Here is a 13,446-nt window from a genome sequence, read left to right on the forward strand (position 1 = left end):
TCCGGTCAGGAGGCAGGCAGATCGCCGGTGCCGCGGTCGGTGGGGGACTCCCCGCCGCTCGGGGCTGGGTCGCCGGAGGCCGCTGCGAGCGAGTCCTTGGCGGCTGCGACCACGGCGTCGGTGGTGATGCCGAACTTCTCGTAGAGGGTCTGGTAGTCGGCGGAGGCACCGTAGTGCTCCAGGGAGATCGACCGGCCGGCGTCACCGATCAGGTGACGCCACGACATCGCGATGCCCGCCTCGACCGAGACCCGAGCCCGCACCGCTGCGGGGAGGACCTGCTCGCGGTACTCGGCCTCCTGCTCGTCGAACCATTCCTGGCTCGGCACGGACACCACGCGGGCGCCGATGCCCTCGGCGGCAAGGACCTCGCGCGCCTCCAGGGCGAGCTGGACCTCCGAGCCGGTGGCGAGCAGCACCACCTGGGGGAGTCCGTCCTGCAGCTCGGCAGCCTCGGCGAGCACGTAGGCACCGCGCAGGGTGCCTGCGGCCGAGGCGAGCGTGCTGCCGCTGGCTGCGCCGTCCCCGCGGGCGGGGTTGGGCACGTTCTGACGGGTGAGGATGATGCCGGCCGGGCGATCGGTGCGCTCGATGATGCCCTGCCAGGCGTAGACGGTCTCGGCGGCGTCGGCGGGGCGGACCACGTCCAGGCCCGGGATGGCGCGCAGCGCGGTGAGGTGCTCCACCGGCTGGTGGGTGGGGCCGTCCTCGCCCAGCCCGATCGAGTCGTGCGTCCACACGAAGGTGGAGGGGGCGCCCATGAGAGCGGCGAGGCGCACGCCGGCGCGCATGTAGTCCGAGAAGGTCAGGAAGGTGCCGCCGTAGGGGCGGGTCAGGCCGTGCAGCACGATGCCGTTGAGGATCGAGGCCATGGCGTGCTCGCGGATCCCGAAGTGCAGGGTGCGCCCGTAGGGGTCGCCGGGGAACTTCTTCGAGGAGCGGGCCACCGGGAGGAAGGAGGGCTGACCGTCCATGGTGGTGTTGTTGGATCCGGCCAGGTCGGCGGAACCGCCCCAGAGCTCGGGCAGCGTGTCGGCCAGGGCGGTGAGCACCGAGCCGGAGGCCTTGCGGGTCGAGACCTCCTTGCCCTCCTCGAAGCTGGGGAGGGAGTCCGTCCATCCCTGCGGCAGTGCTCGCTCGCGCAGCCGGTCGAGCAGGGCCGCGCCCTCGGGGTTCGCGGTGCGCCACGCGTCGTAGTCCGAGTCCCAGGCCTGGCGGCGCTGTGCGGCGCGCTCACGCACCTGGGCGCGGGTGTGCTCGATGACCTCATCGGACACCTCGAAGTGCTTCTCCGGGTCGAAGCCGAGCACCTTCTTGGTGGCGGCCAGTTCCTCGGCGCCGATGGCCGAGCCGTGGATGGCACCGGTGTTCTGCTTGGTCGGCGCCGGCCAGCCGATGATGGTGCGCAGCCGGATGAGCGTGGGCTTGCCGGTCTCGGCCTTCGCGGCCGCGATCGCGGCGTAGAGCGCGTCGACGTCCTCGCGGTACTCGGTGCCCCCGTGGGTGAAGTCCACCGACTCGGTGTGCCAGCCGTAGGCCTGGTACCGCTGCAGCACGTCCTCGGTGAAGGCGATGTTGGTGTCGTCCTCGATGGAGATCTTGTTGTCGTCCCAGATCACGATGAGGTTGCCGAGCTCCTGCAGCCCGGCCAGCGAGGAGGCCTCGGAGGTCACGCCCTCCTGCAGGTCGCCGTCGGAGGCGATGGCGTAGATGAAGTGGTCGAAGGGGCTGGTGCCCGCGGCGGCGTCCGGGTCGAGGAGCCCGCGTTCCTTGCGCGCCGCGTAGGCCATACCGACGGCGGAGGCGAGGCCCTGCCCGAGCGGCCCGGTGGTGATCTCCACGCCCTGGGAGTGGCGGTACTCGGGGTGGCCGGGGGTCTTCGAACCCCAGGTCCGCAGCGCCTTGATGTCCTCGAGCTCCAGTTCGATACCGGCGAGGTAGAGCTGGATGTACTGGGTGAGGGAGGAGTGACCCGCGGAGAGGACGAAGCGGTCACGGCCGAGCCACTGGTCATCGGCCGGGTCGAGGTTCATCACCTTCTGGTAGAGCAGATAGGCGGCCGGGGCCAGGGACATCGCGGTACCGGGGTGCCCCGATCCGACCTCCTCCACGGCATCTGCGGCCAGTACCCGCACGGTGTCCACGGCGCGGCGGTCCAGCTCTGTCCAGTTCAGGGGCGAGACGTCGATCACGAGAACCTCTCTCTAGCCACACGTGGCAGCCACGCGCAGGGGATAGTCATTCGTGCACGTGGCAACCACGTGCGGGGTCCAGTCATTCCGTGCACGTCCCGAAAAGCCCACGGGGACACGGGCGCGCGCTCCATCGTCGGTGGTGACTCTACCGGTCGGACCGGGGGTCGTTCACCGTGAGGGCGGCTGGTCTCACCAGGCGGCGCACCGCGACCGGATCCGGCTCGATGTGACACATCTGGCCCAGGAAATCCGGCTCTCCGACGTGGCGTAGTAGTGCTTCGGGGAGTCGTCTTGCGTAAGGTGAGGTGCGTGCCCAGCCCTCACCTTTCTGCGTCTGCGCCCGACGGCGCCGTCTTGGCAGACCCCGAGGCCCAGGTGGCGCTGCGCCCGCTGGTCCGGCCGCGATGGAAGGCCTATGTCGCCCTGACCAAGCCGCGCATCATCGAGCTGCTGCTGGTCACGACCATCCCGGCCATGATCCTCGCCGAGGGCGGCTGGCCCGGGATCTCCCTGGTGCTGCTCACCCTGGTCGGGGGAGCGGCGGCCGCCGGTTCCGCGAACGCCTACAACATGATCCTCGATCGGGATATCGATCGGGTCATGAACCGGACCAAGACGCGGCCGCTGGTCACCGGTGAGATCACCACGCGCCAGGCCTGGGTCTTCTCCACCGTGCTGGGCGCGGGTTCCATCGGCTGGTTCGCAGCCTTCGTGAACCTCCCCGCGGCGGGTCTGACCCTCGGCGCGATCCTGCTCTACGTCATCTTCTACACGATGGTGCTCAAGCGCCGGACCTCGCAGAACATCGTCTGGGGCGGTGTGGCCGGGTGCATGCCGGTGCTCATCGGCTGGGTGGCCGTGACCGGCAGCCTGGACTGGGCGCCCTTCGTGCTGTTCCTGGTGGTCTTCTTCTGGACGCCGCCGCACTACTGGCCGCTGTCGATGAAGTTCAAGCAGGACTATGCCCGCGCCGGCGTCCCCATGCTGCCGGTCGTCGCGGACGACGTGCGCGTGGCGCGGCAGATCATCGTCTACGCCGCCATCATGGTGGCGTGCACTCTGGCCCTGGTCCCCTTGTCCGAACTCGGGTGGATCTACACCGGCGTGGCCGCCCTGGCCGGCGCCTGGTTCCTCGCCGGATGCCTCACCCTGCTCCGTCGAGTGAAGCGCCTGGCCCAGCCCGGCGCCGAGGGCAACATCGCCAAGCTCAGCAAGCAGGCCGCGATGAAGCTCTTCCACGGTTCGATCACCTATCTCACCGTGGTCTTCCTCGCGGTGGCAGTGGACCCGCTGCTGCCCTGGTGAGCCAGCACGGTGCTCCGGTGCGGCAGCCCGTGGTGACCGGGCACCATGGCTGAGCCGGGCCGGGGGCGCCTGGAACGCGCCCGCGAGGACTACCTCGCCCATCTCGCTGTGGAGCGCGGCCTCAGTGATCACACTCTTGCGGCCTATGCCGCCGACCTGCGCCGCTACACCTCGTACCTCAGCGATCGCGGGCATCGCAGCCTGAGCGGTGTGGCCGAGGAGGATGTCGCCTCCTTCGCCGAGGCGTTGCGCTCCGGCTCGGACGGCCGCACCGCCCTGGCGGCGTCCTCGGCGTCCCGGGTGATCGCTGCGGTACGCGGCTGGCATCGCTTTGCTCTGGCCGAAGGGCTCACCACGATCGACCCGAGCGCGGAGGTGCGAGCTCCGGCACCCTCGCGGCGCCTCCCCAAGGCCATCTCCGTGGAGGAGGTCGAGCGTCTGCTGGAGGCCGCCTCGCTGGGGGAGGGGCCGGTCCCGCTCCGTGATCGCGCGCTGCTCGAGCTCCTCTATGGCACCGGTGCACGCATCAGCGAGGCCGTGGGCCTGGCCGTGGACGACCTCTGGCTCGACGACGAGGCTCCGGCGCTGCGCCTGTACGGCAAGGGGCGCAAGGAGCGCATGGTGCCGGTGGGGCGCTACGCCGCCGAGGCCATCGAGGCCTACCTGGTGCGCGGGCGTCCCGAGCTGGCCCGCGCCGGTCGCGGCAACGCAGCCCTGTTCCTGAACACCCGCGGCAATGCCCTGAGCCGGCAGAGTGCCTGGGCGGCACTCCAGGCCGCAGCGGCGCGCTCCGGGGTGGCCGAGCACATCTCCCCGCACACCCTGCGCCACTCCTTCGCCACCCATCTGCTGGCCGGCGGGGCGGATGTGCGCGTGGTGCAGGAGCTCCTCGGTCACGCGTCGGTGACCACCACGCAGATCTACACCCAGGTCACAGCACAGACCCTGCGGGAGGTCTACGCCTCGGCACACCCCCGGGCGCGGGGCTAACAGGACCCATCGCGGGTGCGGGGTTAGCAGAACGCATCGCGGGCGCGCACTCCCGGCAGCGCCGTCCCCGCCGAACCACGGCCGGTTCGGCTCTCCGGTCGCGGGGTGGGCGATGCCTTGTCAGGCTGGGGGAGGCCAATCGATCTGATGGAGGCAGGACATGAGCAACGTTGAGCAGTCTATTGATGTGGACGTCCCCCTGAGCATCGCGTACAACCAGTGGACGCAGTTCGAGTCCTTCCCGGAGTTCATGGAGGGCGTCGAGTCCGTCACTCAGCTCACCGAGACGCGCAACCGGTGGGTGACCGAGATCGGGGGCCAGACCCGCGAGTTCGTCACGGAGATCACCGAGCAGCATCCCGATGAGCGCATCGCCTGGACCACCGTCGAGGGCGACCTCAAGCAGTCCGGTGTGGTCACCTTCCACTACCTGGAGGAGAACAAGACCCGGGTCATGATCCAGCTGGACTGGGACCCGGAGGGCGCAGCCGAGAAGATCGGCTCGGCGCTGGGCGTGGACAGCAAGCGCGTCAAGGGCGATGCCGAGCGCTTCAAGACGTTCATCGAGGGTCGCGGTCTCGAGACCGGTGGCTGGCGTGGGGATGTCAGCTGAGGACCAACTGACCCACAGCAGCACGGGGCCTGGCCTCGGCATCCGGATCGCCGGTGTCGATGCCGGGCCCCGGTGCTGATGTCGACTAGTCTGGGCGCGGTGAGTATGCACGAGGAGGGCCTGATTCCGGCCACTGACGTCGCCCCTGGGGCTGCGCCGGATTTCCCTGTGCCAGAGCCGCTGGACAGCCATGGCCCGGCACGGGTGATCGCCATGTGCAACCAGAAGGGCGGGGTGGGTAAGACCACCAGCACCATCAACCTCGGTGCCGCGCTGGCCGAGTACGGGCGCAAGGTGCTCATCGTGGACTTCGACCCGCAGGGCGCCGCCTCCGCGGGCCTGGGGGTGAACGCGCACGAGCTGGAGCGCACCATCTACAACCTGCTACTGGAGCCGCGCACGGACGTGCGCGAGATCCTGACCGCCACCTCCACGCCCGGCCTGGATCTCATCCCCGCCAATATCGACCTGTCCGCCGCGGAGGTCCAGCTCGTCTCCGAGGTGGCGCGTGAGCAGGCGCTCGCGCGGGTGCTGCGCCCGGTGATGGACGACTACGACGTCATCATCATCGACTGCCAGCCCTCGCTCGGCCTGCTCACGGTGAACGCCCTGACCGCGGCGCACGGCGTCATTATCCCGCTGGAGACCGAGTACTTCGCACTGCGGGGTGTCGCCCTGCTGGTGGAGTCCATCGAACGGGTACAGGAGCGGATCAACCCGCGCCTACAGATCGATGGCATTCTCGCCACCATGGTCGATCTGCGCACCCTGCACTCCCGGGAGGTGCTCGAGCGCGTCCAGGAAGCCTTCGGCGATCAGGTCTACACCACCACCATCGGGCGCACCGTGAAGTTCCCCGATGCCTCGGTGGCCACCGAGCCGATCACCAGCTACGCCCCCACCCACTCCGGGGCGCACGCGTATCGCCGCCTGGCCCGCGAGCTGGTGGCCCGCGGCGACGCACCCTGATGACCGCGGTCACCGAACACCAGCGGCCCGGCAGCCATCGGCCACTGAGTTCCTTCGCGGTGACACTGGAGAACTTCGAAGGCCCCTTCGACCTCCTGCTCTCCCTGATCGCCAAGCACCGCCTCGACATCACCGAAGTGGCCTTGGCTCAGGTCACCGACGAGTTCATCTCCCACATCACCGCCCAGCAGAACGCCGAGGGCGGCGAGTGGGACCTGGGCCAGGCCAGCGAGTTCCTGGTCATCGGCGCCACTCTCCTGGACCTCAAGGCCGCCCGCCTCCTGCCGCGTGGCGCCGTGGAGGACGAGGAGGACCTCGAGCTGCTTGAGGCCCGCGACCTGCTCTTCGCCCGGCTACTGCAGTACAAAGCCTTTAAGGAGGCTGCGGCGCACCTGCACGAGCAGTGGACGAAGGGCTCGCGCCGCTTCGCGCGAGCGGCGCCCTTGGAACCGCGCTTCGCCGCGCTGCTGCCGGAACTGATCACCCGGATCTCCCCGCACGACCTCGCACGCCTGGCCGCGGTGGCGCTCTCGCGCCGTCCCGAGGACCCCGAGGTCTCCACCGCGCATCTGCATCACGCCGTCGTACCCGTGGCCGAACAGGCGGCGCTGCTGGTGGACCGCCTCCGTGCTGCCGGTCAGGCCACCTTCGCGGAGCTTACCGAGGACGCCCCGACGCTGGGTCACGTGGTCTCGCGTTTCCTCGCCCTGTTGGAGCTCTTCCGCTCCGGTGACGTCGTCTTCGATCAGGCTGAGGCGCTCGGTGAGCTGACCATCCGCTGGTCCGGCAGCGAGATGGGCGCCGTCACGGTGGAAGATGACTTCGATGACTGATCCCCGCGAGGCCGCGGCGCCGCTGCCCTACGAGACCGTTCCGGACGACGTCGCCCCCGAGGAGTGGCTCGCAGCCATCGAGGCGATCCTGATGGTGGCCGAGGAACCCGTGCCCGCGGTACGCCTGGCCGCGGTGCTCAGCCTGCCCACCGGTCAAGTGACCGAGATGCTGCACCGGCTGGCTGCGGAGTACCGCGGCGAGGGAGAGGCGGCCACGCGCCCGCGGGGTTTCGAGCTCCGCGAGGCCGCGGGCGGCTGGCGCATCTACTCCCACCCGGCGCACGCGGACCTGGTCGGACGCTTCGTGCTCGACGGCCAGACAGCCCGACTCACCCAGGCCTCGCTGGAGACTCTCGCGGTGATCGCCTACCGTCAGCCCATCTCCCGCGGGCGTATCGCCGCCATCCGCGGGGTCAATGTGGACGGCGTGGTGCGCACCTTGCAGGCCCGCGGCCTGATCGAGGACGTGGAGCCGGAGTCCGCCGGTGGTGAGCGTGCCGCGCGCTACCGCACCACCACCTCGTTCCTGGAGCGCCTCGGTTTGAGTTCCCTCGACGATCTCCCGCCACTGGCGCCCTACCTTCCTGACGGCCTGGATGACGATGAGGAGCTGACGTGAGCACCGACGACGCCGAGGGCGTGCGCCTGCAGAAGGTGCTGGCCCACGCCGGCCTGGGCTCGCGGCGGGCCTGCGAGACCATGATCGCCCAGGGCCGAGTGAGCGTGGACGGCGCCGTGGTGCGCGAACTCGGCACCCGGGTGGACCCGGCCACCGCGGTGCTGCACGTGGACGGGCTGCGCGTGCAACTCGATGACTCGCAGGTGACGATCGCGCTGAACAAGCCGCTCGGCGTGGTCTCGAGCATGAGTGACGAGAACGGGCGGCCCGACCTCTCCCAGTTCGTGGCCGACCGCGCCGAGCGGCTCTTCCACGTCGGCCGTTTGGACGCCGAGACCACCGGCCTGCTGCTCCTGACCAATGACGGCGAACTCGCGCACCGGCTCGCGCACCCGTCGTACGAGGTCTCCAAGACCTACGTGGCCACCGTCGAGGGCCGGGTGGCGCCGAAGCTGGGCCGGAAGCTCACCGCGGGCATCGAACTCGAGGACGGCCCGGTCACCGTCGAGGACTTCGCCATCAAGGACATCTCCGGGCAGACCTCGCTGGTGGAACTCACCCTGCACGAGGGCCGCAACCACATCGTGCGCCGGCTCCTGGCCGAGGTGGGCCACCCGGTCACCCAGCTGGTGCGTACCCAGGTGGGGCCCGTGCGTCTGGGCTCCCTGCGCGCCGGCCGTACCCGCACGATCGCTGGGCGCGAGCTCGGCGCCCTGATGCAGGCGGTCGGCCTGTGACCGCCGCGACCCACGGCCCCGGGGCGGTGGGCACCCGCGGCCCGGTCAAGGTGATCGGCGCCGGACTGCTCGGCGCCTCCCTGGGCCTGGCTCTGCGCGGCGCCGGCGTCGAGGTACAGCTCGCGGACGCCTCCCCGCAAGCCCTGGCCCTGGCCCGGGATCTCGGTGCCGGCGACATCCCCGACCCGGCCGACACCGCCGCACCGAGCATCGTGGTCGTCGCCACCCCGCCCGATGTGGCGGCCGTCGCGGTGATCGAGGCGCTGCGCGCCCATCCGGGGGCGGTCGTCACCGACGTGGCGAGCGTGAAAGCACCCATCGAGGAGGAAGTCCTCGCCACGAGCCGCCCGGCTGAACTGGACGTCTCCCGCTACGTCGGCTCGCACCCCATGGCCGGGCGGGAGCGATCCGGCGCCGCCGCCGCGCACGCCGATCTGTTCGCGGGCCGGCCCTGGGTGATCGTCCCCCACGCCGGCAGCGCGGAGGACGCCGTCCTCGCGGTGCGCACACTCGCCGCGGACGTCGGCTCGGCACCGGTGCGCATGGGTGCCAGCGAGCACGACGACGCCGTCGCCCTGGTCTCCCACCTGCCCCAGCTCGCCGCCACCTTGGTGGCCACCCGCCTGGTGGACGCTCCGGAGGAGGCGCTGGCCCTGGCCGGGCAGGGCCTGCGTGACGTCACCCGCATCGCGGCCTCCGATCCGCAGCTGTGGTCCACGATCCTGGTGGGCAATGCCGCACCCGTGGCGGCTGTGCTGCGCCAGTTGCGCGAGGATCTCGACCAGCTCCTGGAGCCCTTGGATCGTTCGGCTGAGCACGGACCCGATGCCCCGGGCGCCACCGGGCCGCTCGCGCAGGCTGTGGCCGCCGGGAACCGCGGCGTGGAGCGCATTCCGGGCAAACACGGCGGTGCGCCGCGCCGCTACAGCGAAGTCACCGCGCTGGTGCCCGACGAGCCCGGGGCCCTGGCCCGGCTGCTCGCCGAAGTTGGCGAGGAGGGCGTGAACCTGGAAGATCTGCACCTGGAACACTCCGCGGGGCAGCGTGTGGGTCTGGCGCGGATCTCCGTTCTGCCCGCTGCGGCCGGCCCGCTGGAGAAGGCGCTGGAACGCCGGGGCTGGCAAGTGGTTGCTCCGTGACGCGGGGGAAGACAGGCCGCACATCTGCGGCAGGAACGAAGGAGAAGGTATGACGGGCCGAGGGATCGTGGTGGCCGTGGACGGCCCGTCGGGGACGGGGAAGTCCACGGTCTCGCGGCAGGTGGCCTCCCGCCTGCAGCTGTCCTACCTCGACACCGGCGCCATGTATCGCGCTGCCACCTGGTGGAGCCTGCATGAGGGCGTGGAGCTCGACGACCAAGCCGCCGTGGCGGCCGTGGTGCGCGCCATGCCCTTGGAGATGATCACCGACCCGCACGACCCGCACGTGGTGTGCGCGGGCACCGACATCACCGAGGACATCCGCGCCAAGGAACTCACCGAGGTGGTCTCCAAGATCGCCACGAACCTCGAGGTGCGCGCCGAACTCAAGCGGCTCCAGCGCGAGATCCTCGCCCAGGAGGCCCGTGATGGCCGCTCCGCCGGCGCGGGCGTGGTCGCCGAGGGGCGCGACATCACCACCGTGGTGGCCCCCGACGCCGATGTGCGCATCCTGCTCACCGCCTCCGAGTCCACGCGCCTGGCCCGCCGCGCCAAGGAACGCCACGGCGTGGCCGACCTCGCCACGATCGAGGCCACCCGTGATGAGGTGCTGCGCCGCGATGCCGATGACTCCACCGTCTCGAACTTCATGACGGCAGCCGACGGCGTGCTCACCATCGATACCTCCGAGCTGGACATCTCGCAGGTGGTCGAGGGCGTCCTCGGCGCTATCGCGGACCACACGACCTGCGCGCACTCCGAGGAGGCGGCGCGATGACCCAGCAACCTACGCGTGGCCAGCGCGTGACAGCCCAGGACATCCACCGGTGGGGCCCGATCTGGTCCCGCCGGGTGGGGTGGGTGCTCGACCACATCTGGTGGAACACCCAGGTGCACGGCAAGGAGAACCTACCGGCGAGCGGCCCGGTGCTCATCGCCTCGAACCACACCGGGATCGTGGACGGGCCCCTGCTGCACGGAGCACTGCCGCGCGGCAGTCACATCCTGGTCAAGCAGGAGTTCTGGGACCACTGGGCCGGCGGCCCGGCCATGACCCTGGCCGGCCAGATCCCGGTGGACCGCAAGGCCGGGCGCTCCGCGCTGGCCGTGGGCAAGCAGCTGTTGACCGAGGGCCGCGTGGTCGGCATCTTCCCCGAGGGCACCCGCGGGCGAGGCGATGTCTCCGAGGTGCGCGCCGGCGTGGCCTGGCTGGCCACCCAGACCCAGGCGCCCGTGGTGCCGGTGGCGGTGCTCGGCACCCGCCGCCCGGGCGACCCGCGGGGCTATGTGCCGCCTGCGCGAGCCAAGTTGCACGTGGTGATCGGCAGGCCGCTGGATCTCCAGCTCGAAGGGCTCACCGGCCGCGCGGCGCTGACTCGCGCCATGGAGGGGATCGGCACCGGGATGAAGGCCCACGTGGACGCCGCGATCACGATGACCGGCGTCCAGCTGCCGGACTGAGAGAATGGGGGCATGACCACCCCCGAGCATGACCGCGAGCCCCACGACGTCGACGCCACTGCGCCGATCGGCGAGGAGCCGGAAGCGACGCCCGGCACGGAGTCGGGAGAGGGACCCGAGGTAGTCGACCCAGCCGAGGACTCCCGCCACGCCGAGGCGCTGCGGGCAGGCCTGGCCGACTACGAACTCGACGAGACCGACCTCGCTCTGCTGGAGGACGAGGAGATTCCCTTTGAGGAGGGACCCCGGCCCGGCCTGCCCGTGCTCGCCGTCATCGGCCGCCCGAACGTGGGCAAGTCGACGCTCGTCAACCGGGTGCTCGGGCGCCGCGAAGCCGTGGTCCAGGACGTTCCCGGCGTCACCCGCGACCGGGTCAGCTACCCGGCCGAGTGGGCCGGTCGTGACTTCACTCTGGTGGACACCGGCGGCTGGGAGGTCGACGCCGCCGGACTGGACGCCTCGGTGGCCCACCAGGCGGAGGTCGCCATCTCCATGGCCGACGCCGTGATGTTCGTGGTGGACGCCGTGGTGGGCCCCACCGCCACCGACGAGGAGGTGGTGCGCCTGCTGCGCCGCTCCGGCAAGCCGGTGGTGCTGGTGGCCAACAAGGTGGACTCCCAGATGCAAGAGGCGGACGCCAGCGCGCTGTGGTCCCTCGGCCTGGGGGAGCCATGGGCGGTCTCCGCGTTGCACGGCCGCGGCAGCGGCGACGTGCTCGATCAGGCGATGCGAATCCTCCCCGAGGTCTCCGGGGTGGCCGGTGACCTGCCCGAGGGAGGGCCCCGCCGTATCGCCCTGGTGGGTAAGCCGAACGTGGGGAAGTCCTCGCTGCTGAACCGGCTGGCCGGCTCGGAGCGCGTGGTGGTCGACTCCACGGCGGGCACCACCCGTGACCCGGTGGACGAGCTGATCGAGGTGGACCAGCGCCCCTGGTGGTTCGTGGACACCGCCGGCATCCGACGGCGCGTCCATCAGACCTCCGGCGCGGACTTCTACGCCTCGCTGCGCACCCAGGCAGCCCTGGAGAAGGCGGAGGTGGGCCTGGTGCTCATCGATGCCTCCGAGCCGATGAGCGTGCAGGACACCCGCGTGATCCAGCAGGTCATCGACGCCGGGCGCGCGCTGGTGATCGCCTTCAACAAGTGGGACATGGTGGATGAGGACCGCCGTCCGCTTCTGGAGCGCGAGATCGAGCAGGACCTCGTCCAGCTCACCTGGGCGCCGCGGGTGAACCTCTCCGCGTTGACCGGCTGGCACACCAACCGCCTCACCCGCGCGCTGGACACCGCGCTGAGTTCCTGGGACACCCGCATCCCGACCGGGCGGTTGAACGCCTTCCTCGGGGAGCTGGCTGCAGCGCACCCGCACCCGGTGCGCGGGGGCAAGCAGCCACGCATCCTCTTCGCCACACAGGCCGCCACCCGGCCACCGCGCTTCGTGCTCTTCGCCTCGGGCTTCCTGGAGCCGGGATACCGGCGCTTCATCGAGAACCGGCTGCGTGAGCACTTCGAGTTCACCGGCACGCCGATCGAGATCAGCGTGCGCGTGCGGGAGAAGCGCAAGCGCCGCTGAGCTGGGAGAGGGGCACCACCAGTGGTGTGAGGTGACGAGGCGTGGCGTGACGATCGGGTGGGGAAAGTGGCGCTGACCGCCAGTTTCTCCACCCGATGCGCCGCGGCGTCTCCTCGGGCCGGCTCAGTCGGGGGAGCGCTGAGGCCGGGCCATCGGCTCGGCGTCATTGAGCCACCGCATGGCTGCGGTACCCAGGTGCCCGACGGGGCGGTGCACGAAGCGGTCCAGGCGGGGATGGTCGGCCACCTCGAGCATCGGCCGGGTGGCGCGCGGCAGGGTGGCGACGGCGGCCCGAGCGAGCAGGCCGTAGCCCAGGCGCGCCGAGCCCGGCAGTGGGGGCTCGCGCAGCAGGAAGGCGGCCACGTCGCGTGCGGCCTCGGTGCTCTGCAGATGCGGGCGGAACTCGGCGAGGGCATGGCGGAGCCCGGCGTGCGTGGTGGGCACCCGGTGGGCGCCGAGCTTGCGGGCCACGACCGCAGTCTGGGCCACATAGGTGTCGCGCTGCTCCGGGGTGAGCCGGGTGCGCCCGTAAAGGTGGTGGGCGGTGAGGAAGGAGTCGATCTCCGCGCAGTGCACCCACAGCAGCAGCTCGGGGTCGTCGGCGCGGTAGGGGCGGCCGTCCGGGGCGGTACCGGCAATGCGCACGTGCACCGCGCGCACGATGTCGACGGCTTGCTGGGCGTGCTCCGCAGTGCCGAAGGTGGTGGTCGCCAGGAAGGTGGCGGTGCGCGCCAGCCTGCCCCAGGTATCGGCGCGGTAGCCCGAGTGCGCGGCCACCGCGGCCATGGCCAGCGGGTGCAGCGACTGCAAGAGCAGCGCGCGGATGCCGCCGATGTACATGCTCGGGTCACCGTGCACGATCTGGATGGGGGAGTCGTCGTCGAACCAGCGCGGGCCGGGGGTGGCGTGGATCCGCTCGCGAACCGCTGCGGCGTCCTCGCCGGCCACCTTCTCCAAGAGGGCCTGGCTCAGCCGGGTGCGTAGGTCCGAGGTCATTCGTCTAGTCTGCCCGG

13 protein-coding genes are annotated in these 13,446 nt (G+C 71.0%); 11 read left to right on the top strand and 2 right to left on the bottom strand.

From position 1 onward, the window contains the following. Positions 1–5 precede the first annotated feature (5 nt). Positions 6–2,192 carry a transketolase gene (tkt, locus tag EDD31_RS13685; protein ID WP_123304640.1) on the bottom strand — a complete coding sequence of 729 codons (2,187 nt, stop codon included), beginning with the start codon at positions 2,190–2,192 and terminating at the stop codon, positions 6–8. Between the two features lie 357 nt (positions 2,193–2,549). Here tkt and EDD31_RS13690 point away from each other — a divergent pair, with 357 nt between their 5' ends. From EDD31_RS13690 to der, 11 genes are all read left to right on the top strand, one after another. Continuing rightward, the gene (locus EDD31_RS13690) at positions 2,550–3,500 is read left to right on the top strand and encodes a heme o synthase (protein ID WP_425453728.1); all 951 of its coding nucleotides are present in this window, start codon (positions 2,550–2,552) and stop codon (positions 3,498–3,500) included. A 45-nt stretch (positions 3,501–3,545) separates the two neighbouring features. Beyond that, on the top strand, positions 3,546–4,490 hold the full coding sequence (gene xerD / locus EDD31_RS13695) for a site-specific tyrosine recombinase XerD (RefSeq protein WP_123304641.1): 945 nt from the start codon (positions 3,546–3,548) through the stop codon (positions 4,488–4,490). Between the two features lie 160 nt (positions 4,491–4,650). Continuing rightward, entirely contained in the window at positions 4,651–5,103 is a 453-nt protein-coding gene (locus EDD31_RS13700) for an SRPBCC family protein (protein WP_123304642.1), read from the top strand. Between the two features lie 105 nt (positions 5,104–5,208). Continuing rightward, positions 5,209–6,072, top strand: coding sequence for a ParA family protein (locus EDD31_RS13705; RefSeq protein WP_123304643.1), 864 nt, complete (start codon positions 5,209–5,211; stop codon positions 6,070–6,072). Beyond that, a complete protein-coding gene (locus tag EDD31_RS13710) occupies positions 6,072–6,905 on the top strand; it encodes a segregation and condensation protein A (protein ID WP_123304644.1) in 834 nt (277 codons plus the stop codon). The genes EDD31_RS13705 and EDD31_RS13710 overlap by 1 nt, the downstream gene beginning before the upstream one ends. After that, a complete protein-coding gene (scpB, locus tag EDD31_RS13715; RefSeq protein WP_245991224.1) occupies positions 6,898–7,524 on the top strand; it encodes an SMC-Scp complex subunit ScpB in 627 nt (208 codons plus the stop codon). Before EDD31_RS13710 ends, scpB begins: the two co-directional genes overlap by 8 nt. Continuing rightward, positions 7,521–8,261, top strand: a complete 741-nt coding sequence (locus EDD31_RS13720; protein WP_123304646.1) for a pseudouridine synthase — start codon at positions 7,521–7,523, stop codon at positions 8,259–8,261. The genes scpB and EDD31_RS13720 overlap by 4 nt, the downstream gene beginning before the upstream one ends. Then, positions 8,258–9,400 carry a prephenate dehydrogenase gene (locus EDD31_RS13725; protein WP_123304647.1) on the top strand — a complete coding sequence of 381 codons (1,143 nt, stop codon included), beginning with the start codon at positions 8,258–8,260 and terminating at the stop codon, positions 9,398–9,400. The genes EDD31_RS13720 and EDD31_RS13725 overlap by 4 nt, the downstream gene beginning before the upstream one ends. A 49-nt stretch (positions 9,401–9,449) precedes the next feature. Continuing rightward, the gene (gene cmk / locus EDD31_RS13730; protein WP_123304648.1) at positions 9,450–10,178 is read left to right on the top strand and encodes a (d)CMP kinase; all 729 of its coding nucleotides are present in this window, start codon (positions 9,450–9,452) and stop codon (positions 10,176–10,178) included. Further along, positions 10,175–10,861 carry a lysophospholipid acyltransferase family protein gene (locus EDD31_RS13735; protein WP_123304649.1) on the top strand — a complete coding sequence of 229 codons (687 nt, stop codon included), beginning with the start codon at positions 10,175–10,177 and terminating at the stop codon, positions 10,859–10,861. Before cmk ends, EDD31_RS13735 begins: the two co-directional genes overlap by 4 nt. A gap of 12 nt (positions 10,862–10,873) precedes the next feature. Then, positions 10,874–12,433 carry a ribosome biogenesis GTPase Der gene (der, locus tag EDD31_RS13740; RefSeq protein ID WP_123304650.1) on the top strand — a complete coding sequence of 520 codons (1,560 nt, stop codon included), beginning with the start codon at positions 10,874–10,876 and terminating at the stop codon, positions 12,431–12,433. Between the two features lie 123 nt (positions 12,434–12,556). Here der and EDD31_RS13745 read toward each other — a convergent pair whose 3' ends face one another. Beyond that, positions 12,557–13,429 carry an oxygenase MpaB family protein gene (locus tag EDD31_RS13745; RefSeq protein ID WP_123304651.1) on the bottom strand — a complete coding sequence of 291 codons (873 nt, stop codon included), beginning with the start codon at positions 13,427–13,429 and terminating at the stop codon, positions 12,557–12,559. Between the last annotated feature and the right edge of the window lie 17 nt (positions 13,430–13,446).

The sequence above is a fragment of the Bogoriella caseilytica genome, from assembly GCF_003752405.1.
Lineage (GTDB): Bacteria > Actinomycetota > Actinomycetes > Actinomycetales > Actinomycetaceae > Allobogoriella > Allobogoriella caseilytica.